Consider the following 25,614-nt stretch of genomic DNA (forward strand, 5'->3'; position numbering starts at 1 on the left):
GATGAGAGAAAATTCACCTGCGGAGCGTCTGTATAACGGTATCATCAAGGAAAACCCTACCTTTGTTCTGGTACTGGGTATGTGTCCGACTCTGGCAGTTACAACAGCAGCCATCAACGGCATTGGCATGGGACTTACCACAACAGCGGTACTTATGATGTCCAATCTGTTTATTTCCCTTCTTCGGAATATCATACCGGATAAGGTACGTATGCCTGCGTATATTGTTATCGTGGCATCCTTTGTTACCGTGGTAGAGCTTTTACTGGAAGGATTTATCCCTTCGCTCTATGATTCACTGGGAATCTATATTCCTCTTATTGTAGTTAACTGTATCATTCTGGGAAGAGCCGAATCCTTTGCTTCCAAGAATACTCCTGTTGCTTCTATTTTCGACGGTATCGGTATGGGGCTTGGATTTACCCTCTCCATTACCATTCTGGCGGCATTCCGTGAGCTGATCGGTGCAGGGACCGTGTTTGGAGTACAGATCATGCCGGGCGCTTATGAGCCGGCAACCATCTTCATCCTGGCACCGGGAGCCTTTTTTGTACTGGCATTTCTGGCGGCTCTGCGTGCCAGGATCCAGGATAAGAAACCAAAGGAAGAGCAGCATCCGGTGCACTGTATGGAAGGCGGCTGTGCAACCTGCGGCAACAAATCCTGCAGCGGCAAATTTTACGACAACACGGAGAAGAAATAGGAGGATAGGAGCATGAAAGAATTATTGATTATTGCGGTCGGCGCGGCGGTAGTAAACAACGTTGTGCTGAGCCAGTTCCTGGGATTGTGTCCGTTCTTCGGCGTTTCCAAGAAAATTGAGACGGCAGCCGGTATGGGCGGGGCAGTTGTCTTTGTTATCACGCTGTCCTCCCTGGTCACCAGCCTGATCTATAAGTATCTGCTGGCAAATCCCCACGTGAACATGCAGTTTCTGCAGACCATTGTATTCATACTGGTCATTGCAGCTCTGGTACAGTTCGTGGAGATGTTCCTGAAAAAATCCATGCCGGCTCTGTATCAGAGTCTGGGTGTATATCTGCCTTTGATCACAACAAACTGTGCCGTTCTGGGTGTTGCTGTCATCAATGTGCAGAAAGAGTACAACGTGCTTCAGAGTACCGTAAATGGTTTTGCCACAGCAGTCGGCTTTACCATCTCCATTGTACTTATGGCAGGTCTGCGTGAGAAGATGGAATACAATGATATCCCCAAATATTTCCAGGGATTCCCCATGGTACTGTTGACAGCCGGTCTGATGGCCATTGCTTTCTTTGGCTTTTCCGGCATAATCTAAGGAGGCGCGAAATATGGTTACAGGAATTGTAATTGCGGCGGTTTTGGTAGGCGGCGTAGGCCTCTTTATCGGAGTCTTCCTGGGAGTAGCAGGAAAGAAATTTGCCGTAGAAGTAGATGAAAAAGAAATTTTAGTCAGGGAAGAGCTTCCGGGCAACAACTGCGGCGGCTGTGGATATCCGGGTTGTGACGGCCTTGCGGCTGCCATCGCAAAAGGAGAGGCTCCCGTAAATGCCTGTCCTGTCGGCGGGGCTCCCGTGGCAGCCAAGATTGGGGCTGTTATGGGCGAGGAAGTGGGAGACACGGTCCGCATGACCGCGTTCGTAAAATGTGCCGGTGACTGTGAAAAAACCACAGAGTTGTATGATTATACCGGTGTAGCAGATTGTAAAATGATTTCCCAGATGCAGAACGGCGGAGCAAAATCCTGCAGCTTTGGATGTCTGGGTTCCGGTACTTGTGTAAAAGTTTGTCCTTTTGATGCAGTCCATATTGTAAACGGCATTGCCCTTGTTGATAAGGAAAAATGCAAAGCCTGCGGAAAATGTGTGGCAGCCTGTCCAAGGCACCTCATTGAGCTGATCCCTTATGATCAGCAGCACGCAGTGGCCTGCAGCTCCAGAGAAAAAGGAAAAGCGGTTATGAATGCCTGCAAGGTAGGCTGTATCGCCTGCAAAAAATGTGAGCGCGAGTGCCCGGCACAGGCCATCACCATTGAGGACAATCTGGCACATATTGATTCAGAAAAATGCACCAACTGCGGCAAGTGTCAGGAAACCTGCCCAAGAAAGATTATCTGCTGATGAATAAGAAACAAATATATATCTTAATATGTCTGACAGCCGTCTGCCTCCTTGCGGGCGGCTGCGGTCAGAAGAAAAAAGACATGGTGTCAAAAAAGGGATTCTTTTTTGACACCATGATTTCTATTTCTGTCCTTTGTGACAGCCAGGAGCAGGGAGAGACTCTGCTAGATGAAGCATTTGCCATGTGCAGCAAGTTTGAAAACATATTCAGCAGAACAAAAGAAGAAAGCGAGCTTTACCGTTTGAATCACAGATCAGGGAATGAGGTTACGGTGTCAGAGGATTTATATGCCCTGCTTTCCTGCGCAAAAGAGTATTATGAGAAGACAAACGGAAGGTTTGATATCTCTGTGGCGCCTCTGTCAGATCTGTGGAATTTTAAAAGTGAAACCCCCAAAGTCCCGGATGATGCGCAAATCAAAAAAACACTGAAAAAAACAGATTATTCCCAGGTACACCTGGAACCGGAGCATAAAGTAGTCTTTGATGATCCGGATACTATGCTGGATCTGGGAGCGCTTGCCAAAGGGTATATCGCGGACAGGCTGAAGGCGTATCTGGTATCTGAAGGGATAGAGGGGGGCTACATTAATCTTGGAGGCAATGTGCTGACCATCGGGAAAAAAGAAGACGGGAGCCCCTGGGAAATTGGGATCCAGAAGCCCTTTGCCGAGAGAAATGAGATTGTGGCGTATGTGGACTCTGTGGGGAGCTCAGTTGTCTCTTCAGGGATCTACGAAAGATATTTTGAAGTGGACGGAAAGCTGTATTACCATGTGCTGGATCCTGAGACAGGGTATCCTGTGGAGACAGACCTAGCACAGGTGACCATTCTTTCGGAAGAATCTTTGGAAGGCGATGCGCTTAGTACCAGTTGTTTGATCCTAGGGTATGAAAAAGGGAGGCAGCTGATCGAAGATACTTCTGGGGTGGAGGCTGTGTTTGTGAAAAAGGATGGAACGGTGGAGACTACGGGTGGGGTGGAATTGAAGAAATAAGGATGGGGGACGGAAAGGGCTGGCGGCGGGTTTGGGGGTGAGGGGGTATGTATCCTTTGGCTCGACGTTCCAGAACCTCCGAGCTAACTGCTAACTGCGACTAAGACGCTCACCAGCGGGTTCGCGCCAAGTCTTAGTAACCAGTGGATCTCGTAGAACCTTCCACTTAACCTCCCCAAAGGATACATACCCCCTCACCCCCAAACCCGCCGCCAGCCCTTTCCTGTTTCTCGGCAATCCGCAGGGCTTTGGCGTTTTTTTGTCAAAGGAAAAAAGCAGTTAAACTTTATGCACCAGATTTTTATTAAAGTGCGCTTAGAAACTTTATTGCATTTCAGCCAACACCTGCCGCAGAAATTTTTTTAAAGATTTTACGGTGAGAAAACCAGGGAAAAGAGGGGGAGGGTGGGGATGTTTGTGGCAGCGAGGTTAAGTGGAAGAGCCTGTGAAATCCACCACTTACGGAGACTTAGGCGAGAGCCCTTTGGGGAGCGTCTTAGTCGTAGTTAGTGGTTAGTTCACTGGCTCTGTAACGTCGAGCGGCCACAAACATCCCCACCCTCCCCCTCTTTTCCCGTCCCCTTTGCCATCATAAAATCCCCCCACTGCGAACGTACATTTGCATTTTCTCTCCTCTTATGTTAGAATGTTAAAATGAAAATGAAAAAAAGAGATATAGGACTGATTGGCATAGTTTTGCTGATCGCTTTTTTATGCTGGTTTATCCCCTACATACGCGGTCAGTTTACATACAAAGAAGCACAGCTTCGCATCACGGTGGACGGAGAAGAATATGGGGTTTATTCCTTGGAGGAGGACCAGGTTATCCACATAGGAGATACGAATGTGTGTGTGATCAAAGACGGTTATGTAACCATGACAGAGGCGGACTGCCCGGATCATCTCTGTATGAAGCAGAAGAGGATCTCAAAAGAAGGCGGTACTATTGTCTGCCTGCCCAACCGGGTTGTGCTGGAGATCACAGGAGATGAGTCTTTGGATGCCCCGGATGTGGTGGCGTCATAATTGATACGGGAGATAAGGATATGAAGAAGACAGCATACATGGGGCTGTTTGCAGCGGTTGCCATTATATTCGGATATGTGGAAACTCTGCTCCCGGTTTTTGCGGGAATCCCTGGAATTAAGCTGGGATTGGCAAATCTGGTCACTGTGATCTTGCTCTACCTGTTTGGATGGAGAGAGGCTGCAGTTGTCTCTTTTATAAGGATACTGGTGATTGGATTTATGTTTGGAAATTTGTTTTCCATATTATTCAGTCTGGCCGGGGCGGCTTTGAGCCTTCTGGTGATGGTGCTGCTGAAAAAAAACGGCGGATTTTCCGTGGCAGGCGTGAGCATTGCCGGCGGCGTGACACATAATATCGGACAAATCCTCATAGCGGTCTGTGTGGTGGAGAATGTGAACCTTTTTTACTATCTACCCGTGCTTCTGATAGCCGGGCTTCTGACCGGACTGCTCATTGGCATATTATCCGGTGAGATTATGAAACGAATACCTGGAAAGGACTTGACATGATTGCATACTTAAAAGGCGAAGTGGTTGAAATAGAAGAGGATAAATTGATTCTGGAGTGCGGAACTATAGGGTATAATATCTCTATGCCTGCATCGGCTCTGGACGGCACCCTCCGTCCGGGACAGGAAGTAAAGATACATACACATCTCCATGTGAGGGAGGATGCCATGCAGTTATATGGTTTTCTCACACGGGATGATCTGAAGATGTTCCGGATGCTTTTGGGGGTCAGTGGGATCGGGCCCAAGGCAGCACTGGGGATCCTCTCCGGACTGTCTGCGGATGAACTTCGGTTTGCAGTGCTGTCTGATGATGTGAAGACCATCTCCAGAGCCCCCGGTGTGGGGAAAAAGACAGCCCAGAAGATGATCCTGGAGCTGAAGGACAAGCTGGATCTGCAGGAGGCCTTTGATACCAAGACCATGCATGTGCAGGATGCTTCCCAGGCGGAGACAGGGGACCTTGCGGATGCCAGAAAGGAAGCTGTGCAGGCGCTCACTGCCCTTGGATATTCCGGCAGCGAGGCTTTGCGGGCTGTGAAGCAGGTGGATATGTCTCCTGACATGAATGTGGAAGAGATACTGAAGCAGGCACTTAAAAAAATGAATTTTTAGCGGGATGAGAGCATGGATAAAAAGAGAGTGATTACCACAGACGTAATAGAAGAAGACCTGAAAATAGAAGGAAATCTGCGCCCGCAGTATCTGGATGACTATATTGGCCAGGAAAAGGCAAAGAATAACCTGAAAGTTTACATAGAGGCTGCAAAACAGAGGAATGATGCATTGGACCATGTATTGTTCTACGGCCCTCCGGGACTGGGGAAGACCACCCTTGCGGGCATCATAGCCAATGAGCTGGGGGTACATATGAAAGTGACCAGCGGTCCGGCCATTGAAAAGCCGGGGGAGATGGCAGCTATCCTCAACAATCTGCAGGAGCATGATGTGCTCTTTGTGGATGAGATCCACAGGCTGAACCGGCAGGTGGAGGAGGTGCTCTACCCGGCCATGGAGGACTATGCCATAGATATTATGATAGGAAAAGGTACTGCGGCCCGCTCTATCCGGCTGGACCTTCCGAAATTTACACTGGTGGGTGCTACAACAAGGGCAGGTCTTTTGACAGCACCTCTTCGTGACAGGTTTGGGGTGGTGCACCACCTGGAATTTTATACGGAGGAGGAACTGAAAACCATCATTCTGCATTCTGCAAAGGTCTTGGGCGTGGAGATTGACGAGGAGGGAGCCTGGGAGATGTCAAAGCGTTCCCGGGGAACGCCAAGGCTGGCGAACAGGCTCTTAAAGAGAGTCAGGGACTTTGCCCAGGTACGGTATGACGGGAAGATCACCAAAGAGGTTGCGGATTTTGCTATGGACCTTCTGGAAGTGGACCGATATGGACTGGATCAGACCGACCGGCTTTTACTCACCACAGTCATTCAGCGTTTCTCCGGAGGACCGGTGGGGCTGGATACCCTTGCCGCAGCGATCGGTGAGGATTCCGGTACCATTGAAGATGTCTATGAACCTTATCTTATTAAGAATGGATTTCTTCTGCGCACCCCCAGAGGCAGGGTGGCAAGTGAGCTGGCATACCACCATTTGGGGCTGAATCAGACAGGGGAATGAGAAAAAGGTTGTTTTTCTGCATATTTCGATTATAATAGACAGTGGAAGTCAATACCCCGCTGCAAGCAACGGAGTATTTGACCCTCGCGGCAGTCAAACGAGCTTGACTTTGGTTCGTTGTTCGCGGAAATAAAATGCAGATGATGGAAAGCGCTCTTTTGATAACAGTTCGGACAGCTGAACTGTTGCCTCTTTTGGTACTTTCTGTTATCATGAATGAAAATCGGGAGGAGCCCTTTAATGGCAGTTAAGAATACTACACAGGTTTTAATCGGAGGCAAGATTATTACCCTGAGCGGATATGAAAGTGAAGAATACCTGCAGAAGGTTGCATCTTATATGAATAATAAAATGACGGAACTGGGACAGCTCCCAGGTTACAGCCGTCAGTCCGTGGAGACAAAACACACGCTTCTGAGCCTGAATGTGGCAGATGACTATTTTAAGGCAAAGCGGCAGGCGGAAATTTTCGAGGAGGATCTGGAGGCAAAGGACAGGGAAATGTATGATTTAAAACATGATCTGATCACCAGCCAGGTACAGCTTGAGAATGCCAGAAAAGATGTTGCCCTAAAAAATGAACAGATAGATAAGCTGCAGAACAGAATAGAGGAACTGGAAAAAGAACTGGAAGAACTTTTAAAATAATAGAAAGTATGCCTGACGTATTTTTTATTGTGAAGAATAATGGCTGCGTGTAAAACTTCCGGAACATAGAATGATAGGGCGCGCTCCGGACAGAAGGAACACGTCCTTTTATTATTTTATATAGAAAATTATGATAACGTGAATTTTGGAGGAGACAGATTATGAGAGCAGAACTGCTGGCACCTGCCGGCTCTTATGAAGGGCTTCGGGCTGCTGTCACTGCGGGGGCGGATGCGGTCTATATTGGCGGCCAGATGTTCGGAGCCAGGGCATATGCCAAAAACCCGGACACGGACCAATTACTTGAGGCTATAGATTATACTCATCTGCACGGCAGGAAAATTTATATGACAGTGAATACCCTGCTTAAAAACAGGGAGCTTACGGAACAGCTATACACCTATCTGGCTCCATATTACCAGCAGGGCGTGGACGGTGTGATCGTACAGGACTATGGTGTCCTGTCTTTTATTAAAAGGGAATTTCCCGGCCTTCCCATCCATGTGAGCACCCAGATGGCTGTGACCGGACCCTGGGGCGCGAAACTTTTAAAAGAGGCAGGGGCGTCCAGGATCGTGACAGCCCGTGAGTTGTCCCTGGAGGAGATCCACAGGATCTACCGGGAAACAGGTGTGGAGATCGAGAGTTTTATCCATGGAGCGCTGTGCTACTGTTATTCCGGTATGTGCCTGTTTTCCAGTATGCTGGGAGGCAGGAGCGGCAACAGAGGAAGATGTGCCCAGCCCTGCAGACTTCCCTATGAAGTGTATGACGGGGAGAAAAAACTGGGCAATAAAGGAGAGGAATACCCTTTGAGCCCAAAGGATATGTGTACCATTGACATCCTTCCGGAGATTTTAAAAGCAGGGGTCTATTCCCTGAAAATCGAAGGGCGGATGAAAAAGCCGGAATATGCGGCCGGTGTTACGAGAATTTACAGAAAGTATCTTGATCTATATGAAAAGAACCCAAAGGGGTACCGTGTTCTGGAAAGTGACAGGCAGGAGCTTTTAAAATTATACCAAAGAGACGGATTCCATGAGGGATATTATAAACAGCACAACGGCAGGAATATGATCGCTGTGCAGAATCTGAAAGCCCAGGACAACAGAGAAAAGGGGGCAGGGAAACGGGATGAGGAATTATTTTCGCAATTGAAAGTTCAATATGTTGATAAGAAATTGCAAGAAAAAATTTATGGAAATGTAATCCTCTTTTGCGGAAGCCCTGCTATACTGGATTTGGAATATGGAACCCGCCATATACAGGTGGAAGGGGAAATGGTACAGGCCGCACAGAAGCAGCCCCTCAGCGCGGAGCGGGTGAAAAAGCAGATGGAAAAGACAGGAAATACCCCATTTGTCTTTGAAGGTCTGGATGTGCAGACCGACGAACAGGGTTTTCTGCCTATGCAGAGTCTGAATGAACTGCGCAGAAAAGGCCTGGAGGCACTGACAAAAGAGTGTCTTTCCCCGTACAGAAGAACTTTGCCTGTGCGGACTGCAAAGCCGGAACGTATAGAGAAGGCAGCAGCCGACTCCAAACGTTTCTATGTATCTGTGGAGACCTGGGAGCAGATGGAGGAAGCTTTAAGACGTGGGGAAGTGGACGGCATTTACTGCAGCATATCCATGTTCTGGGGAGACAGCTTTGAAGAAAAGACCAGGTATGCCATGGAATATATAAAAGAATTCGGCAAAGAGTGTTATCTGGCATTTCCCTATATCCAGAGAGAAAAGATCCTGGAGGGCAAAGAGGCGGAGCTTGAAAATCTGGCAGGGTGTCTGGATGGTTTCCTGGTCCGGAATCTGGAAGAGCTGGGATACCTAAACCGTCTGGGACTTGCAAAAAAAGCAGTCTGCGATTACGCCTTATATGCGTTTAATGATGAGGCGAAGGCTTTTCTGGAGGATCAGGGAGCGCTTCGCACCACGGTTCCTCTGGAGCTGAACGGCGGTGAGATACGCCGCAGAGACAATGAGAACAGTGAATGGATCATCTATGGGTATTACCCCATGATGATATCTGCCCAGTGTCTGAAAAAGACCTGCAGCACCTGTGATAAAAAAAGCGGATTTACCCGCCTGAAGGACAGGTACGGGAATTATTTTCATACCCAGTGTGTATGCGGCTTCTGCTATAATGTGATCTACAACAGTGTTCCCACAGGACTTTTAAGGGAGGCAGACCAGGTAAAAGCCGCATCTGTCTCGGCAGTCCGTATGAACTTTACCATAGAAGGGAAAGCTGAAACTGGAAGACTGCTCGATTTGTTTCTGGATGTTTACAAGAAAAATAAAGACGTGCCCGGCCAGGTGCCTGACTTTACAAAGGGACATTTTAAACGGGGCGTGGAGTAGGTGAAGAATTGATAAATTTAATTGTAGAACTTTCCAAATATCTGCTGCTGATACTGGCAGCCCTCTATACGCTGGAGAGTTTCAGTGTATTCAAATACAAAGCGGAGGATGATAAGCGGTATATATTGAGAAAACAGCTTATTGTGATCTTCTTCATGGACTTTGTGGCTTTTCTTGTTATCTTCCTGAAAACAGAGAAGATGGAAGTCATTTATTTCTTTGGAGCCCAGCTTCTGTATTTTATAGCGGTTCAGGTACTTTACAGGATCTTTTACAAAAAGGCGTCATTGCTTTTGCTGAACCATATGTGTATGCTGCTCTCTGTGGGGTTTATCATGCTGGCAAGGCTGGATACGGATTCTGCGGTAAGACAGTTCCGGATCGTAGTGATCGCCACAGTCATTGCCATGGTAATTCCGGTCATGATAAGAAAGCTGACATTTTTGAACAAATGGACCTGGTTTTATGCCGGAGCAGGTATGCTGCTGCTCCTTGTGGTGCTGGTTCTGGGCAAGAATGTCAATGGAGCCAAGATCAATATTTCCCTGGGCGGGTTTGCATTCCAGCCTTCAGAGTTTGTTAAGATAATTTTTGTGTTCTTTGTAGCCTGCAGACTTTACAGGAAAAAAGCCACCTTTCAGGACCACGTGATCACAACGGCGATCGCCGCAGCTTATGTGCTGGTGCTGGTGGTATCCAGGGACCTTGGAAGCGCCCTGGTGTTTTTTATCACATATGTGGTCATGCTGTATGTGGCCACCAAGAAGCCGCTTTACCTATTGGCGGGACTGGGCTCCGGCTGTGTGGCTGCTGTGGGTGCTTACTTTCTCTTTGGCCATGTGCGCCAGAGGGTGGTGGCCTGGAAGAACCCCTTTTCTGTTTATGAGGGGGCCGGTTATCAGATCGTACAGGGACTTTTTGCCATTGGAACAGGCGGGCTTTTTGGGATGGGTCTTTGCCAGGGTTCCCCCAATATGATCCCTTTTGTAAAACAGGATTATATGTTTGCGGCGATCTGCGAGGAGCTGGGCGGGCTTTTTGCCATGTGCCTGATCCTGATCTGCATGAGCATGTTCCTGCTGGTAGTCAACATTTCCCTACAGATAAAGAAACCATTTTATAAGCTGATCGCGCTGGGACTGGGAACGGAGTATGCGTTTCAGGTATTTCTCACCATCGGCGGCGTGACAAAATTTATCCCCATGACGGGAATTACCCTTCCCCTTGTCAGCTACGGCGGAAGCTCTGTATTAAGCACCATTATTATGCTGGCGATTATCCAGGGGTTATATATTTTGAGAGAAGACGAGGATGAAGAACTTGAAAAGCAAAAAGAAAAAAGAAGAGAAGCGTCTCTTAAAGGAAGAGAAGGCGTTAGAGAAAAAAGAATTAAAGGCTAAGAGAGCCCGAAACCGGGAATATGCCATAGTCAGTTATTTTTTCGTTTGCATCTTTATTTCTTTGATTGGCTATATGGTTTATTTCCAGGTGGTGAAGCGTGAGGGTGTGATCAGCAGCCCTTACAATACCAGGCAGGACCAGTTCGAGGACCGGGTGGTCCGCGGCAGCATTCTGTCAGCCGACGGACAGACTCTGGCCTATACCCAGGTAAATGATGACGGTTCCGAAACCAGGGTATATCCTTACAACAACGTGTTTGCCCACGTGGTGGGATATGATGCCAACGGCAAAAACGGTCTGGAATCTCTGGCGAATTTCCAGCTCATGTCCTCCCATGACGGCTATCTCTCCCAGGCAGCCAACGAGCTGAAAAGCGAAAAAAACCAGGGTGACAATGTAGTCAGTACACTGGACACGTCTCTGCAGCAGACAGCCTACAATGCCCTGGGTGACAACCGTGGCGCCGTGGTGGTCCTGGACCCAAAGACCGGGGCCGTTCTGGCATCAGTAAGCAAGCCGGACTTCAACCCGAACACCGTGGCGCAGGACTGGGATTATCTGGTCAGTGACAGCTCCAACAGCAGTCTCTTGAACCGGGCCACACAGGGGGCGTATCCGCCGGGTTCCACATTTAAGATTGTGACAGCCCTGGCATACTTAAAAGCCCACGGCAGCATAGACGGATTTTCCTACAACTGCAGCGGCAGCATTACCATGGATGACCACACCATCACCTGCTATGACGGAGAAGTACACGGGGAGGAGGATTTCACCACAGCCTTTGCTGAATCCTGCAACAGTGCGTTCGCAAGCATCGGTGTGGACCTGGGCAGATCAAAACTGACACAGACAGCGGAAAGCCTTTTGTTTAACAGCAAACTACCCATTCCCATCGAATACAATAAAAGCAGATTTGACTTAGGTGACCACCCCGGCAATCCGCTCCTGATGCAGACTTCCATCGGACAGGGCAACACCTTGGTTTCCCCCATGCACATGGCTATGATCGTCAGTGCCATTGCCAATGACGGCGTACTGATGAAGCCATACTATGTAGACCACGTGGAAAATGTAAACGGAGACATAGTAAAAACCACCAAGCCTGCAGAATACAAACAGCTCTTGGAGACCAGCGAAGCCCGCACCATGCAAAGCCTCATGGAGGAGGTAGTAAATCGTGGGACCGCATCCTCTTTAAGCGGAGAAAACTACAGCGCCGCCGGCAAAACCGGTTCAGCCGAATACTACGGCTCCGACGGGGATATCAGGACCCATTCCTGGTTCGTAGGATATTCCACAATGGGAGACTCCCAGATCGCCATAGCCGTCATAGCCGAAGGCGCCGGAACCGGCAGCTCCGTAGCCGTCCCCATAGCCCACGAAGTCTTCAACGAATTCTATTATTAAAAATAACCTAGCCCAATAAATGGCCTTTACTTTTATATGTTAGCTGCCCTGCATTTTCATGACCAGAAATGCAGCACCACACATCCCTAAACCTACCGCATGAAACTCTTTTTCCCACCTATGAAACTACGCGGGGCAGTCAAAACCAGGAAGAGGAAGGGAGCGGGCGGGAGGCGGGGTTGCCTGTGAGCGATGTCTCAGTGGAGCGCCGCGGAGATCCACCTGCCCCAGACACTTAATGAAGAGGCCACTGCCGATGAATTTAGTGACTGGGAGCAGGTTAGCTCCGTGGCAGCGGAACGCTTCGCTCACAGGCAACCCCGCCTCCCGCCCGCTCCCTTCCTCTTCCGTCCGCCTTCCCTCCTCCCCCTGTGCAGTTTCCATTTTATCCCTTGCACAGGTATCCAAAAAGAGTTATACTAATACCAACGAAACACAACGCTGACCCGGAAAAGGGTTTTACAGGAGGACTTGCACTATGATTGAAGCAACGAGCTGTGGCGGGGTGGTAATATATCGGGGAAAGATACTGACCTTGTACAAATCCTATAAGCACAAATATGAGGGCTGGGTTTTGCCGAAAGGGACAGTTGAGGAAGGCGAAGACTATAAGGATACAGCGCTGCGTGAAGTGAAGGAGGAGGCAGGCGTAGCTGCGAATATCATCAAATATGTAGGTAAAAGCCAGTATAGTTTTTGTGTGCCGGAAGATACTGTGGAAAAGGACGTTTACTGGTATCTCATGGCGGCAGGCAGCTATTACAGCCGGCCACAGAGAGATGAATATTTTGTAGATTCCGGTTTTTACAAGTTCCATGAAGCTTACCATCTATTACGGTTTTCCAACGAAAAGCAGATTCTGGAAAAGGCTTATAATGAATACCTGGATTTGAAAAAATCAAATCTTTGGGGAAACAAAAAGTATTTTTAGTTATTCAGCTGACGAAAGGGACTGGTTTTTCCAGCCCCTTTTTGTACTTTTACGTTACAGGTTTTGGCACCAGGTAACCCGCTATGACAGCTTTCATAAAAAATGGAGGAGGTAGCCATATGTTAGAGCAGATTGATTTAACAAAAGAGATGGGGAAAGAAGAGTACAAAGAAAAGATGGAGATCCTGGAAGGGACCCTTTCCCGCCTGCAGAGAGAATGCAGAGATTTGGGGATTCCGGTTATGATCCTTTTTGAAGGGTTCGGAGCAGCCGGAAAAGGAGTGCAGATCAATAAACTGATCCATCCGCTGGACCCAAGGGGATTTAAGGTTTTTGCCATCAAGCAGGAGTCTAAGGAGGAGCGCATGTATCCGTTTTTGTGGCGCTTCTGGACTAAGACACCGGAGAAGGGAAGAATCGCTATTTTTGATACAAGCTGGTACAGAAGAGTGTCTGTGGACCGGTTTGAGGAGAAGCTTTCACCGGAAGAGCTTATGTATGCCTACCAGGAAATCAATACATTTGAGAAAACTCTGACAGATGACGGTGCGGTACTGATAAAATTCTTTATGCATATCAGCAGAAAGGAGCAGAAGAGGCGTTTTGACAAGCTTCTGGATAATAAGGAGACAGCCTGGAGAGTCAGCAAGGCAGATTTAAACCGCAACGAGGAATATGGCACTTACAAAGCCATGCTGGAGGAAATGCTGGAGAAGACTGAGACCGAGTGTGCCCCGTGGACCATCATTGAGGCCATGGACCGTCGTTTTGCCACTGTGAAGATCCTCTCCTCCGTGATAGACAGCTTGACGGAGAAGATAGAGGAAGTCAAGGCAGAAAAACTGGCAAAAGAAGAGACAAAGAAAGCGGAAGCCGGGACTGATACAGAGACAAAAGAGTATGAACCTCTACCCAAAAAGGTTTTGGAATCCTCCACTTTAAGCAAAGCGGACCTGACGCTGGCCTATACAAAGGAAGAGTACAAGAAGAAATTAAAGGACTTACAGGACCGCATGGCAATCCTCCACAGCGAGCTGTACAGCCGCAGAATCCCTGTGGTACTGGGATTTGAGGGCTGGGATGCAGGAGGCAAAGGCGGTGCCATCAAACGCCTTACAGAGGCCATGGACCCCAGGGGGTATGTGGTGAACCCTACGGCAGCACCCTCTGCGGTGGAGAAAAACCATCATTACCTGTGGCGGTTCTGGAAGGACATGCCAAAGGCGGGCCATGTTGCCATATTTGACCGTACCTGGTACGGAAGAGTGATGGTGGAACGGATTGAGGGATTCTGTACAAAGGAAGAGTGGCAGCGGGCCTATAAAGAGATCAATGACATGGAAGCCCATCTGGCCCATTCAGGAGCTATTGTACTGAAGTTCTGGATGCACATTGATAAGGACGAGCAGGAGCGCAGATTTAAAGAGCGCATGGAAAATCCGGAAAAACAGTGGAAGATCACGGATGAAGACTGGAGAAACCGGGAAAAGTGGGACCAGTACGAGGAGGCAGTCAATGAGATGGTCATCCGGACCTCAACCTCCTACGCGCCATGGATCATCGTGGAGGGCAATGACAAGTATTATGCCCGCATCAAGGTGCTGGAATCTGTTGTAAATGCAATTGAGAGAAGGCTGAAGGAATCCAAATAAGGATGGAAATTTATGTTAAACTGGTATAAGAATCTGTATGTTGGCGATAATGCAAAAAAGAAACAAAAAAAGCTGATACGGAAGATCGATCAGGGTGCGGGGGTCATTGATGTTTATCTTGTGACCCTTGCTGTCAACCCGGCTAATTCACTGGAAATAATTTCTGCCAATTATTTGCTGCAGAAACCAGTCAGGAGAAACTGTCCCATGATCGTGGGACTCTGCTCGGGATATTATGAGGCTGTGGACCTGGTGGAACAGATTGCAAAAGAAGTCTATGAGGATACAGGCGCTATGGATATCCGCGGCTGGCTCCTTGAAAAGACAGCCCGGGAGAAAAAAAGAGACTGACAGGTGGGAAGATGATGCTGATACATATAATTTTGGGTATACTAAAAATAATCGGAATTCTGCTGCTGGTAATATTGTGTCTGCTTCTTCTCCTTCTGCTGTCATTGGCCTTTGTACCTGTGCGGTACTATGGAAGTGCTTACCGGGAGGACGGAAAATATGAGGCAAAAGTGAGGATCTCCTGGCTGTTCCATTTGATCTTTGTCACAGGCAGATACGGTTCCGAGACGGAGGGAATGCAGCTTTCCATTCGTTTTCTGGGAATACCCGTGGATGTGGTATTGAAAAAAATTGCTGCCTGGAGACAGAAGAGGCAGAAGAAAAAGCCAAAGAAAAAGCCTGAGCTTACCGCAGCGGAGGAGAAAAGATCCGCTGTACCGGAGAAGGAAGGAACAGAAGAACATAAAGCACTTGTGGACAAGGAAAAGGAAACTGCAGAGCAGGCGGAAGCAGTTTCGGAACAGCCGCGCAGCGTTAAGCAGGCGCTGTTGGAAACAAAAGAGCAGGCCGGCCAAAATGCCAAAGCGGCAGCGGTAAATCTAAAGGAAGAGCCAAAGCCAAAGAAAGGGCCAAAGCAAAAGCGGAATCCCCTAGACAAGATTCGCAGGATTTTCGTGAAAATTGCAGAGATCCTGAAAAAGATCCTTGCTCTGCCGGGAAAGATCAAGGCAGCTTTTGCAGATTTTAGGCGGACAGCCAAAGAAATTTATGGTAAAATAAAAGAGGTAAAGGAATTACTGGCTTCCGAATCTTTTTTAGGAGTAAAGACACTGGTATTTGGAGAACTGGGTACCATTATGGGACATGTACGGCCCAGAAAAATAAAAGGTGATCTTTATTTTGGATTTGATGATCCCGCCCTTACAGGGCAGGTGCTTGCAGCGGCCAGTATCTTCTATCCGTTTTACGGAAGGGGATTTTCCCTCCATCCGTATTTTGACAGAGTTATACTGGAGGGCAGGGTACAGTTCTACGGAAGAATGTACGGCGTGGTATTTGTCCGTACAGTCTGGAGACTGTTTAGGGATTCCAATGTAAAGGAATTGAGAAAAAAATTCAAGAAAGACAAGTAACGCCTTCCGGGCCCAAATGCCCGGAATGTGAAAGAAAATGTAACTATTCAGTAGGTCTGCGCATTCACTGCGCTGACCGTAAGAAAGTGTACCACGGCCAAGCAAAAATCCCATCGCCAAAGGCGATTTTGCATGGATTTTTGCCTGTAACTGTGAGGGTTCTTAACAGTTACAAGAAAATAAACAATAAGGAGGAAACAACTATGGCTTCAGATAATAGTTTCAAGACAACGGTGGATTCCCTCTTCAAGGGGATGGACAGCTTTATCACCACCAAAACAGTGGTAGGGGAGGCGATCACGGTGGGAGATACCATTATCCTTCCACTGATCGACGTATCTTTTGGTGTGGCTGCAGGTGCATTTGCGGATGACAAGAAGAACAACGGCGGCGGCGGTATGGGCGGCAAGGTTTCCCCAAGTGCGGTGCTGGTGATCTCCAATGGCAGCACAAAGCTGGTCAATGTAAAGAATCAGGACGGCATTACCAAGATTTTGGATATGGTCCCTGATTTTGTGAATAAATTCACAGATGGTAAAAAAGAGGAAGTGGCTGCTGCAAAAGAGACTGTGAAGAAAGCAGGATCTGAGAAGAAAGAGGCAGAGGAAGCCAAAGAAGAAGACAAAACAGAAGAGTAAAGAGGATACCGCACATAAAAAAGCCGCCGGGAAGTCATTCATGGCGGCTTTGTGCATATATTAAAGTAAACAGGCAAAAGGAGAAACAGAGAACTGTGCAGAGACTCATCGGATTTTTACTTTTTTGGATTGGAGTAGGGCTGTTTCTTGCCTTGATCTTTCCAAAGAGCTTCCTTATGGTATTACTTGCGGCACTCTGTATGCTGGTAGGGTATAATCTTTTCTGCTGCTGAATGAAATAGAAGATAGAAGAGGACAAAAAAAGACCTTGTCTCATCGGACAAGGCCTTTCCTCATTCTTTACGCTCTCTCCACTTTGCCGCTTCTTAAGCAGGAAGTACAAACATACATTTTCTTTGCAGCACCGTTTGCTGTTTTTACTTTAACAGATTTGATGTTGGATTTCCACATCTTGTTTGATCTTCTATGGGAATGGCTCACGTTGTTCCCGAAATGAGCACCTTTTTCACAAATTGCACACTTTGCCATGGTAGCACCTCCTTAACATAGAATAAGTCCGTGTATACAAACTCACAACAATAGTTATTTTAACAGAAGATAAGAGGATTTGCAAGCGAAAATATAAAAATTTTAAATTAATATTTCGTTTTTGGGAAAGATATGTTAGAATGGTTCTATGAAAAAGCGGCTGCCCGGGGAATATGCGAAGCAGCGGCCAAGAAAAAAGCTATGGAGGTGTCCGTGCATGGATGGACTTGTTGATACAGGATTAGGTAAAATAATGATTGATACGGATGTCATCGCTACTTATGCGGGAAGCGTGGCAGTCGAATGTTTTGGAATCGTAGGCATGGCGGCGGTCAGTATGAAAGACGGGCTTGTTAAGCTCCTGAAGAAAGACAGCCTGAAGCATGGAATCAATGTCATCATCACCGATAATAAGATCACTCTGGAATTTCACGTGATCGTAGCATACGGCGTGAGTATCTCTGCCGTGTCCGACAATCTCATCAGCAATGTGAAATACCGGGTGGAGGAATTTACCGGTTTGACTATAGAGAAGATCAATATCCTTGTAGAGGGCGTAAGAGTAATCGATTGATTAAGGAGGAAACTTGTTTTGAATACCAATACCGTTGACGCTAAGATGCTTGGCAGGATGTTTCTGGCTGGTGCCAAAAATCTGGAAGCTAAGAAAGAATGGATTAATGAACTGAATGTGTTCCCTGTACCGGATGGTGATACGGGAACGAATATGACGCTGACAATTCTGTCTGCCGCTTCCGAAGTAAGTGCTCTTGAGGATCCGACCATGAAGACACTGGCAAAAGCCATCTCTTCCGGTTCTCTGCGCGGGGCAAGAGGAAACTCAGGCGTTATCCTTTCTCAGCTTCTGAGAGGTTTTACAAAAACCATTGAACATTACGATACCGTGGATGCTCCTGCATTTGCGAAAGCGTTTGAAAAAGGTGTGGAAACCGCCTATAAAGCTGTTATGAAGCCAAAGGAAGGAACTATCCTGACAGTTGCCAGAGGCGCGGCTGACAAGGCCCTGGAGATCGCGGAGGACTGCAGTGATCTTGGAAGCTTCTTCACGGATGTCATTGCCCATGCAGAACATGTGCTGTCCAGAACACCGGACATGCTTCCGGTCCTCAAGGAGGCAGGTGTTGTGGATTCCGGCGGTCAGGGACTTGTAGAGGTTCTCAAAGGTGCTTTTGACGGCTATCTGGGCAAAGAAATTGACATGAATTTTGAGAAGCCCAAATCCTCAGGCATGAGCAAACCGGTATCCGGGGAGGAGAGCAATATCAAATTCGGTTACTGTACGGAATTCATCATTATGCTGGATAAGACATTTCCGGAAAAAGAGGAACAGGCTTTCAAAGAGTACCTTATGTCTATAGGAGATTCCCTGGTAGTTGTGGCAGATGATGAAATCGTGAAGGTGCATGTACATACCAATGACCCTGGTATGGCAATCCAGAAAGCCCTGACTTACGGCCAGCTCTCCAATATGAAAATTGACAACATGCGTCTGGAGCACCATGAAAAGGTGATCAAAGAGGCAGAAAAGCTGGCAGCACAGCAGAGAGAATCTGTGCCGGAGAAAGAAGTGGGATTTATCTCTGTATCAGTAGGGGACGGCATGGGAGACATCTTCCGTGACCTGGGTGCTGATCATCTTATTGAAGGCGGTCAGACCATGAATCCGAGCACAGAGGATGTGCTGAAAGCCATTGAACAGGTACATGCAAAGAATATATTCGTATTTCCAAACAATAAAAATATTATTCTGGCAGCAAACCAGGCAAGGGATCTGACAGAGGATAAGAATATCATTGTCATTCCAACCAAGACCATACCTCAGGGTATCACGGCTCTGATCAATTATGTGCCGGAGAAGACAGTGGAGCAGAACACGGAGGAGATGCTGCAGTGTATCGGCAATGTAAAGACCGGACAGGTCACTTATGCGGTGAGAGATACCAGGATTGATGATAAGGAAATCCGGCAGGGTGATATTATGGGAATCGGCGACCACGGTATTTTAGCTGTAGGCGAGGGCGTGGAAGGGATTACCATGGAGACCATTGACGCTATGGTGGATGAAGGTACAGAGATCATCAGCGTATATTACGGTTCCGATGTGAGCACGGAGGACGCCCAGCGTCTGGGTGAGAAACTGGAGGAGCGTTATCCGGATTTTGATGTGGAAGTAAATAACGGCGGTCAGCCGATTTATTATTATGTGGTATCCGTGGAATAACCTGCGTGAAGGTACTGAACAGTTACAGAATAAGAGGTGTGGACGCGGCTTTAGCCTGCTGCGGAAACACCTCTTCTTTACACAAGAAGAAGGTTTCACACGGTCAGTCCGGTAAATACCCGGACCTGCCAAAGAGTTACGAGAGACAGCAGTGTCAGACAGGGATGGAGTAACAGATATGAGAGAAGCAGATGCAATCCGTTCCATCAAGGGAATTGGTGAGAAGACGGAAAAATTATTTGCGAAACTGGGGATACGAAGTGTGGGTGATCTGCTTAGATACTACCCCAGGGATTACGAAGAATATGCGCAGCCGGAGAGCATTGCAATGCTGAAGCCCGGGAAAAAGGCTGCTGTGGCCGGCAGGATAGCCGGAAAAGTTGGTGTGCGCAGTACAGGAAGGCTCACGGTGGTGACGGCTGCTCTGAAAGAGGAGGGAAAAAGCCTGGCCCTTACCTGGTATAACATGCCCTTTTTGAGAAATACCATTTCCTCGGGAAGCTGCTACATATTCCGTGGAATGGTCACGGAAAAGAAAGGGCGCCTGACAATGGAGCACCCGGAGGTGTTCACGCCTGAAAAGTACGGGGAGATGCTGCACACGCTGCATCCGGTTTACGGCCTGACCAAAGGACTAACGAATAAGCTGGTGGTCAAGACGGTACAGCAGGCTCTGGAGGAGAAGGAGATCGTGCAGGAATATCTGCCGGAGGATTTCCGCCTCCATTATCACTTGGCGGAATATAATTTTGCGGTTTCTGAAATCCATTTTCCAAGAGATAAAAAGAATATGCTTCTGGGCAGAAGAAGGCTGGTATTTGATGAATTTCTATTTTTTATACTGGCTGTACGCATGATGAAAGAAAAGACCCAGGATGCCGCCAGCCCTTTTACCATGAAACCCGTTTGGGAGACAGAGAATGTCATAGAGAACCTGCCCTACCCTCTGACCAATGCCCAGAGGCGTGTTTGGGGGGAGATCGAGAGGGATATGACAGGGCATACCCTTATGTCCAGGCTGGTACAGGGTGATGTGGGAAGCGGAAAGACCATTATCGCATTTCTTTCTATGATCCTGGCAGCTGTCAATGGATACCAGTCTGCGCTGATGGTTCCCACAGAGGTTTTGGCTGCCCAGCACTTTGAAGCTCTGAAAAAACTGTTAAAGGAGCAGGGACTGGCCTTTGAGCCGGTGCTGCTGACAGGTTCCTGTACAGCAAAGGAAAAGCGGCTGATTTATGAGCAGATATCTTGCGGGCAGGCGAAAATGGTGGTGGGCACCCACGCTCTGATCCAGGAGAAGGTACAGTATGAGAACCTGGCTCTGGTCGTGACGGATGAACAGCACCGCTTTGGTGTGAACCAGAGGGATGACTTGTCTAAAAAGGGGGAGAAGCCCCATGTCCTTGTTATGAGTGCAACCCCCATACCCAGGACGCTGGCCATAATCCTGTACGGGGATTTGGATATTTCTGTCATTGACGAGCTTCCGGCAAGAAGACTGCCCATAAAAAACTGTGTGGTGGATATTTCTTACCGGCCAAAAGCATATGCTTTTATGGAGCGGGAGATTCAGGCCGGAAGACAGGTCTATGTCATCTGTCCCATGGTGGAGGAGAGTGAAGGTCTGGAAGTGGAAAATGTACTGGATTACACAGAGCGCCTGCGAAACATCATGCCTCCGGATATAAAGATAGAGTCTCTTCACGGCAGAATGAAACCCGCTGACAAAAATAAGATCATGAGTGCCTTCGCTTCCGGTGAGATACAGATCCTGGTATCCACAACAGTGGTGGAGGTAGGTGTGAATGTTCCCAATGCCACGGTCATGATGGTGGAGAACGCGGAGCGATTCGGCCTGGCGCAGCTTCACCAGCTCAGAGGACGCGTAGGGCGCGGGGAACATCAGTCTTACTGCATATTCATGCAGGGGCAGGACGCCCGGGAGACAAAGGAGCGTTTGGAGATCCTGGTAAAATCCAACGACGGCTTTGAGATCGCAGGGGAGGATCTGCGGCTTCGGGGTCCGGGGGATCTGTTCGGAATCCGTCAGAGCGGAGACATGGAATTTGCTCTGGCTGATATATACCAGGATGCCCAGGTACTGAAAGAGGCCAGCGAAGCGGGGGGAGCAATCCTGAAGCTGGACCCGGATTTATCACTGGAACAACACAGAAGGCTTAAGGCACGTCTTCTGGATTATGCGAAGGAACGGCTGGAGCTGCCGGGACTATAGAGAAAAGGTGCGTAACGGTGAAGATACTGAACAGTTACAAAGGTGTGACAGCATGAAGAAAAATGCATTAGCAAAAGATTTTTTTATGGAGATAAAAAAGACCAGGAACCGGTTTCTGTCCATTATGCTCATCGCAGCACTGGGCGTTGCTTTTTTTGCCGGTGTGAGGGCAGCGGCTCCGGATATGAATATGTCGGCGGACCTTCTGTATGACAAGAGTAATTTCATGGATATCCGCGTACTGGGTGATCTGGGGCTTACAGAGAAAGACATAGAGGCGATCCGGGAGATAAAGGGCGTGGAGGATGTGCGGGGCGGCTACAGTGCCGACGTGCTCTGCAGTACAGAAGAAGCACAGCTAGTAGTCCGCATGATGTCAGCCTATGAGGATATCAACAAGATAACAGTAAAGCAGGGCCGTATGCCTAAAAAACCAAACGAATGCCTTGCGGATGAACGGTTTTTAAGCCTTTCAGGCTACAAGGTTGGGGATACGATCACTGTAAGATCCGGTACGGATGACGATATCGGGGATACACTTGCGGTCACAGAGTATAAAATTGTGGGAAGCGGGACCACTGCCTATTATCTCAGTCTGGACAGGGGAACCAGCAAGATAGGAAACGGGGAGCTGAGCAGCTTCCTGGTCATCCCTCCGGAAAGCTTTTCCCTGGAAGTATATACAGAGGCCGTGATACGTGTGGCAGGAGCCGGAGAACTCCTGTCAGGTTCTGAGAAGTACGAGGATACGGTAAAAGAAGTGGAAGACCGGCTGGAAGCCATTGCAGACGGCCGCTGTGAGATCCGCTATGAGTCGGTCCGCCGGGAAGGACAGGAAAAACTGGATGATGCGTCTGCGGAGATAGAGGAGAACCGGCAGAAGCTTGCGGATGCAAAAAAAGAACTGGATGACGGAGAAAAAGAACTCACGGAAGCCGAACAAAAACTTGCGGATGCAAAGGAAGAATTAAAAACCGCCAGGGACAAAGTGACTGACGGGGAAGCCCAGCTTGCAGACGGCCAGGCACAGGTGGCGGACGGTGAGAGCCAGATCGCAGAGGGATGGAACTCCTATTATGAAAATGCGTCCACTCTGAAAGAAAAGACGCAGGAGCTGGAAGATGCCCGGGCGCAGACTGCGGACGGTGAGCAGCAGATCGCGGAGGGCTGGCAGGAGATTGCCGCACAAAAGGCAGCGCTTGCGGATGGACGAAGCCAGCTTGAGGAGGGGAAAGCCCAGATAGCCCAGGGCAAACAAAAGCTGAATGACGGGATCGCACAGACAAAAGACGGTATTGCCCAGGTAGAGCAGAAAATCCAGGAGATAGAGGCAGGTCTGCCTGCTGTCCAAAACGGTATTGCAGAGGTTACGGATGGCATCAGCCAGGTGGAAGCAGCACTGTCGGATCTGCAGCAAAAACAGGCGGCTGTCCAGGATGGGATTATCAAGTTGGAAGAGCAGCTTGCCGGTTTGCCCCCTGAGGCGGAGGATATCCGGCAGCAGTTAGAAGCGCAGCTTGGCCAGGCGAGAGAGCAGGAGGCAGAACTTGCAGCAGGAATCACAGCCGCCGAGGAGAAGCATACGGGCCTTCAGTCAACGCTGCAGCAGCTTCAGGAACAGAAGGATCAGATGGATCAGGGCCTTCCGGTACTCAAAGAGCAGCAGAAGACCCTGCCGGCCACACTGAAGGACCTTCAAAAGCAGTTAGCCCAGGTGGAGGAGCAGGAAAAGACCTTGGCATCCAAGGAGGCAGAGCTTGGGGCGGGGGAGAGCCAGCTGGCCCAGGCGGAGGACCTCCTCAAGGAGAAGGAACAGGAGCTGGAAACCGGAAAGTCTCAGGTGGAGGAAGGTGCAGCCCAGCTCGCGGACGGTGAAGATCAGCTGGATGAGGCCAGGGCACTTCTGGAATCCAAAGAAACTGAGCTAGCAAGCGCCAAAAACCAGCTTATCCAGTCTAAGAAAGAACTGGATGACGGAAAAGCCCAGCTTACGGACGGAGAAAAAGAGATCGCGGACGGGGAGTCTGAGATTGAGGAGAACAGGCAGAAGCTTGCGGATGGGCGCAGAGAATACGAAGATAAAAAAGCGGATGCTGACGAGAAGATAGCGGATGCCCGGCAAAAAGTTGCGGATGGGCAGAAGGAACTGGACGAACTGGAAGTGCCGAAATGGCATGTCCTCAACCGTGATTACATACAGACTTATGTGGAGTACGAGCAGGATGCTGACAGGATCAAGGCTATCGGGGATGTATTTCCGGCAATCTTCTTCCTGGTTGCAGCCCTCATTTGCCTGACCACCATGACCCGTATGGTGGAGGAAGAGAGAACCCAGATCGGCACCCTGAAAGCGCTGGGATATAGTAAGTTATCCATAGCGGCAAAATATTTGTGTTACGCCCTCCTGGCGTCTCTTATAGGCAGCCTTGTGGGGCTGGTGGCAGGGCAGAAGATACTGCCGCCTGTCATTATCAACGCTTATGGCATTCTTTATAATAACCTTCCTGAGGCAGTGGCACCTCTTCATGTGGGGTATTCCGTGTCATCCACGCTTCTGGCTATCGCATGCACTACAGCCGCAGCCGGGATTGCCTGTTATAAAGAGCTTATGTCCACACCTGCAACACTGATGCGGCCTGCAGCTCCAAAGTCAGGAAAAAGAGTGCTGCTGGAACGGGTGGGGATCATCTGGAATCACTTAAGCTTTACCAATAAATCCACAGTCCGCAACCTGTTCCGTTATAAAAAGCGGTTTTTCATGACTGTGCTGGGCATCGGCGGATGCATGGGGCTTCTGCTGGTGGGATTCGGTGTCAAGGATTCTGTCCGTTCCATTGGCACGATCCAGTATAATGACCTGCTGTCCTATCATGCAGAGGTGGTTTTGGAGGATAAGGTGACGCAGGAGGAAAAGGACGAAGTGGTGAAAGCCATGGAGAAGGATAAGGACATCAAATCATTCATGGCAGTTTACAAGACATCCATGGATATTGAAAATGAGAAAGAGGATGTGACGAAAAGCGCCTATGTGATGGTGCCGGAAGACGCAAAAGAATTTAAAAAATATGCTGACCTGCGCAGCCGCACAACAAAGGAACATTATGAGCTGTCAGACGACGGGATCATCATATCTGAAAAGCTTGCAAAGCTGCTGGATGTGAAGGAAGGCGATACAGTGGTCCTGAAAGAGGAAGAGACGGACCGTTTTGAAGTGAAGGTTTCCCACATTACAGAGAATTATTTCCTTCATTACATTTACATTTCACCAAAACTGTACAGTCAGGTGTTTGGTGAAACGCCGGAATTTGTGGATTATCTCACGATCAATAGCTCCACGGAAAGTTCTTTTGAAGATAGTATGCAGGAAAAATACATGGCATATGACCAGGTGTCCGAAGTGTTTTTTATCACCAAAACAGCGGACAGGATCGCCAATATGCTGAAAAGCCTTGATACGGTCATCTATGTACTGGTCATCGCTGCAGGCCTGCTGGCGTTTGTTGTATTATATAATCTGAATAACATTAATATCAGTGAGCGGATCCGGGAGCTGGCTACTTTAAAGGTCCTTGGGTTTTATGATATGGAGGTGTCCAGATATGTACTCAGAGAGAATGTCTGCCTGACGCTTATTGGGTGTTTTCTGGGAATTTTCTTTGGAAAGATCCTGCATAGGTTTGTGATCCTCACAGCGGAAACGGATATTATGATGTTCGGCAGAGACATTGAGATCATCAGTTTTGTTTACAGTATCCTGATTACTTTATTCTTTTCGGCAGTGGTAAATTTCTTCATGCATTTCCGCCTAAAAAAGGTGGATATGGTGGAGTCCATGAAAAGTGTGGAGTAAAAAACTTGAAATTTTTTTGAAAAAGGTATATGATTAACGGGAAAATCGAAATTTCAAAGGGTATGTA

22 protein-coding genes are annotated in these 25,614 nt (G+C 48.4%); 21 read left to right on the top strand and 1 reads right to left on the bottom strand.

What is annotated here, in order from left to right; translation table 11 throughout:
• The first annotated feature begins 1 nt into the window (after position 1).
• From rsxE to CI595_RS08695, 17 genes are all read left to right on the top strand, one after another.
• Entirely contained in the window at positions 2 to 703 is a 702-nt protein-coding gene (rsxE, locus tag CI595_RS08615; protein WP_095172859.1) for an electron transport complex subunit RsxE, read from the top strand.
• A gap of 12 nt (positions 704 to 715) precedes the next feature.
• The gene (locus CI595_RS08620) at positions 716 to 1,297 is read left to right on the top strand and encodes an electron transport complex protein RnfA (RefSeq protein ID WP_018597988.1); all 582 of its coding nucleotides are present in this window, start codon (positions 716 to 718) and stop codon (positions 1,295 to 1,297) included.
• Positions 1,298 to 1,310: 13 nt separating this feature from the next.
• Positions 1,311 to 2,099, top strand: a complete 789-nt coding sequence (locus tag CI595_RS08625; protein WP_095172860.1) for an RnfABCDGE type electron transport complex subunit B — start codon at positions 1,311 to 1,313, stop codon at positions 2,097 to 2,099.
• Positions 2,099 to 3,100: an FAD:protein FMN transferase gene (locus CI595_RS08630; protein WP_095172861.1), complete on the top strand. Its 1,002-nt coding sequence runs from the start codon at positions 2,099 to 2,101 to the stop codon at positions 3,098 to 3,100. The genes CI595_RS08625 and CI595_RS08630 overlap by 1 nt, the downstream gene beginning before the upstream one ends.
• A 654-nt stretch (positions 3,101 to 3,754) precedes the next feature.
• Complete coding sequence (locus tag CI595_RS08635) at positions 3,755 to 4,126, top strand: NusG domain II-containing protein (protein ID WP_187144009.1); 372 nt, start codon at positions 3,755 to 3,757, stop codon at positions 4,124 to 4,126.
• Between the two features lie 20 nt (positions 4,127 to 4,146).
• Complete coding sequence (locus CI595_RS08640) at positions 4,147 to 4,638, top strand: Gx transporter family protein (RefSeq protein ID WP_095172862.1); 492 nt, start codon at positions 4,147 to 4,149, stop codon at positions 4,636 to 4,638.
• Positions 4,635 to 5,252 carry a Holliday junction branch migration protein RuvA gene (gene ruvA, locus CI595_RS08645; RefSeq protein WP_095172863.1) on the top strand — a complete coding sequence of 206 codons (618 nt, stop codon included), beginning with the start codon at positions 4,635 to 4,637 and terminating at the stop codon, positions 5,250 to 5,252. The genes CI595_RS08640 and ruvA overlap by 4 nt, the downstream gene beginning before the upstream one ends.
• 12 nt (positions 5,253 to 5,264) lie before the next feature.
• The gene (gene ruvB, locus CI595_RS08650; protein WP_065541560.1) at positions 5,265 to 6,269 is read left to right on the top strand and encodes a Holliday junction branch migration DNA helicase RuvB; all 1,005 of its coding nucleotides are present in this window, start codon (positions 5,265 to 5,267) and stop codon (positions 6,267 to 6,269) included.
• 240 nt (positions 6,270 to 6,509) lie between these two features.
• A complete protein-coding gene (locus tag CI595_RS08655; protein WP_065541561.1) occupies positions 6,510 to 6,917 on the top strand; it encodes a cell division protein ZapA in 408 nt (135 codons plus the stop codon).
• Positions 6,918 to 7,078: 161 nt separating this feature from the next.
• A complete protein-coding gene (locus CI595_RS08660; RefSeq protein WP_095172864.1) occupies positions 7,079 to 9,277 on the top strand; it encodes a U32 family peptidase in 2,199 nt (732 codons plus the stop codon).
• Between the two features lie 8 nt (positions 9,278 to 9,285).
• The gene (locus tag CI595_RS08665) at positions 9,286 to 10,677 is read left to right on the top strand and encodes an FtsW/RodA/SpoVE family cell cycle protein (protein ID WP_095172865.1); all 1,392 of its coding nucleotides are present in this window, start codon (positions 9,286 to 9,288) and stop codon (positions 10,675 to 10,677) included.
• Positions 10,589 to 12,085 (top strand): peptidoglycan D,D-transpeptidase FtsI family protein, encoded by a 1,497-nt coding sequence (locus CI595_RS08670; protein WP_095172866.1) that lies wholly within the window; start codon positions 10,589 to 10,591, stop codon positions 12,083 to 12,085. The genes CI595_RS08665 and CI595_RS08670 overlap by 89 nt, the downstream gene beginning before the upstream one ends.
• Positions 12,086 to 12,563: 478 nt before the next feature.
• Positions 12,564 to 13,016, top strand: coding sequence for an NUDIX hydrolase (locus tag CI595_RS08675; RefSeq protein WP_065541565.1), 453 nt, complete (start codon positions 12,564 to 12,566; stop codon positions 13,014 to 13,016).
• A 119-nt stretch (positions 13,017 to 13,135) separates the two neighbouring features.
• Complete coding sequence (gene pap / locus CI595_RS08680; protein ID WP_095172867.1) at positions 13,136 to 14,668, top strand: polyphosphate:AMP phosphotransferase; 1,533 nt, start codon at positions 13,136 to 13,138, stop codon at positions 14,666 to 14,668.
• A 12-nt stretch (positions 14,669 to 14,680) separates the two neighbouring features.
• Entirely contained in the window at positions 14,681 to 15,019 is a 339-nt protein-coding gene (locus CI595_RS08685; protein ID WP_065541567.1) for a hypothetical protein, read from the top strand.
• Positions 15,020 to 15,033: 14 nt separating this feature from the next.
• Positions 15,034 to 16,092, top strand: coding sequence for a hypothetical protein (locus CI595_RS08690; protein ID WP_095172868.1), 1,059 nt, complete (start codon positions 15,034 to 15,036; stop codon positions 16,090 to 16,092).
• Between the two features lie 203 nt (positions 16,093 to 16,295).
• Positions 16,296 to 16,730: a GerW family sporulation protein gene (locus CI595_RS08695; RefSeq protein ID WP_095172869.1), complete on the top strand. Its 435-nt coding sequence runs from the start codon at positions 16,296 to 16,298 to the stop codon at positions 16,728 to 16,730.
• 300 nt (positions 16,731 to 17,030) lie between these two features.
• Here CI595_RS08695 and rpmB read toward each other — a convergent pair whose 3' ends face one another.
• Positions 17,031 to 17,219 carry a 50S ribosomal protein L28 gene (gene rpmB / locus CI595_RS08700; protein WP_018598007.1) on the bottom strand — a complete coding sequence of 63 codons (189 nt, stop codon included), beginning with the start codon at positions 17,217 to 17,219 and terminating at the stop codon, positions 17,031 to 17,033.
• Between the two features lie 217 nt (positions 17,220 to 17,436).
• On the opposite strand from rpmB, the gene CI595_RS08705 reads away from it, so the two are divergent.
• The 4 genes from CI595_RS08705 to CI595_RS08720 all read left to right on the top strand — a co-directional run bounded on the left by CI595_RS08705 (position 17,437) and on the right by CI595_RS08720 (position 25,547).
• Entirely contained in the window at positions 17,437 to 17,793 is a 357-nt protein-coding gene (locus CI595_RS08705; protein WP_033141735.1) for an Asp23/Gls24 family envelope stress response protein, read from the top strand.
• An 18-nt stretch (positions 17,794 to 17,811) separates the two neighbouring features.
• Entirely contained in the window at positions 17,812 to 19,461 is a 1,650-nt protein-coding gene (locus CI595_RS08710; RefSeq protein ID WP_095172870.1) for a DAK2 domain-containing protein, read from the top strand.
• Positions 19,462 to 19,639: 178 nt separating this feature from the next.
• Positions 19,640 to 21,697 (top strand): ATP-dependent DNA helicase RecG, encoded by a 2,058-nt coding sequence (recG, locus tag CI595_RS08715; protein WP_095172871.1) that lies wholly within the window; start codon positions 19,640 to 19,642, stop codon positions 21,695 to 21,697.
• Positions 21,698 to 21,749: 52 nt separating this feature from the next.
• Positions 21,750 to 25,547 carry an FtsX-like permease family protein gene (locus tag CI595_RS08720; RefSeq protein WP_095172872.1) on the top strand — a complete coding sequence of 1,266 codons (3,798 nt, stop codon included), beginning with the start codon at positions 21,750 to 21,752 and terminating at the stop codon, positions 25,545 to 25,547.
• Positions 25,548 to 25,614 lie beyond the last annotated feature (67 nt).

This window comes from Blautia hominis, from assembly GCA_002270465.1.
Classification (GTDB): Bacteria; Bacillota; Clostridia; order Lachnospirales; family Lachnospiraceae; genus Blautia; species Blautia hominis.

Excerpts from the sequence above, each read along its gene's own strand:
- rsxE (WP_095172859.1), top strand. The coding sequence starts at position 2 with ATGAGAGAAAATTCACCTGCGGAGCGTCTGTATAACGGTATCATCAAG.
- CI595_RS08620 (WP_018597988.1), top strand. The coding sequence starts at position 716 with ATGAAAGAATTATTGATTATTGCGGTCGGCGCGGCGGTAGTAAACAAC.
- CI595_RS08625 (WP_095172860.1), top strand. The coding sequence starts at position 1,311 with ATGGTTACAGGAATTGTAATTGCGGCGGTTTTGGTAGGCGGCGTAGGC.
- CI595_RS08630 (WP_095172861.1), top strand. The coding sequence starts at position 2,099 with ATGAATAAGAAACAAATATATATCTTAATATGTCTGACAGCCGTCTGC.
- CI595_RS08635 (WP_187144009.1), top strand. The coding sequence starts at position 3,755 with ATGAAAATGAAAAAAAGAGATATAGGACTGATTGGCATAGTTTTGCTG.
- CI595_RS08640 (WP_095172862.1), top strand. The coding sequence starts at position 4,147 with ATGAAGAAGACAGCATACATGGGGCTGTTTGCAGCGGTTGCCATTATA.
- ruvA (WP_095172863.1), top strand. The coding sequence starts at position 4,635 with ATGATTGCATACTTAAAAGGCGAAGTGGTTGAAATAGAAGAGGATAAA.
- ruvB (WP_065541560.1), top strand. The coding sequence starts at position 5,265 with ATGGATAAAAAGAGAGTGATTACCACAGACGTAATAGAAGAAGACCTG.
- CI595_RS08655 (WP_065541561.1), top strand. The coding sequence starts at position 6,510 with ATGGCAGTTAAGAATACTACACAGGTTTTAATCGGAGGCAAGATTATT.
- CI595_RS08660 (WP_095172864.1), top strand. The coding sequence starts at position 7,079 with ATGAGAGCAGAACTGCTGGCACCTGCCGGCTCTTATGAAGGGCTTCGG.
- CI595_RS08670 (WP_095172866.1), top strand. The coding sequence starts at position 10,589 with ATGAAGAACTTGAAAAGCAAAAAGAAAAAAGAAGAGAAGCGTCTCTTA.
- CI595_RS08675 (WP_065541565.1), top strand. The coding sequence starts at position 12,564 with ATGATTGAAGCAACGAGCTGTGGCGGGGTGGTAATATATCGGGGAAAG.
- pap (WP_095172867.1), top strand. The coding sequence starts at position 13,136 with ATGTTAGAGCAGATTGATTTAACAAAAGAGATGGGGAAAGAAGAGTAC.
- CI595_RS08685 (WP_065541567.1), top strand. The coding sequence starts at position 14,681 with ATGTTAAACTGGTATAAGAATCTGTATGTTGGCGATAATGCAAAAAAG.
- CI595_RS08690 (WP_095172868.1), top strand. The coding sequence starts at position 15,034 with ATGCTGATACATATAATTTTGGGTATACTAAAAATAATCGGAATTCTG.
- CI595_RS08695 (WP_095172869.1), top strand. The coding sequence starts at position 16,296 with ATGGCTTCAGATAATAGTTTCAAGACAACGGTGGATTCCCTCTTCAAG.
- rpmB (WP_018598007.1), bottom strand. The coding sequence starts at position 17,219 with ATGGCAAAGTGTGCAATTTGTGAAAAAGGTGCTCATTTCGGGAACAAC.
- CI595_RS08705 (WP_033141735.1), top strand. The coding sequence starts at position 17,437 with ATGGATGGACTTGTTGATACAGGATTAGGTAAAATAATGATTGATACG.
- recG (WP_095172871.1), top strand. The coding sequence starts at position 19,640 with ATGAGAGAAGCAGATGCAATCCGTTCCATCAAGGGAATTGGTGAGAAG.
- CI595_RS08720 (WP_095172872.1), top strand. The coding sequence starts at position 21,750 with ATGAAGAAAAATGCATTAGCAAAAGATTTTTTTATGGAGATAAAAAAG.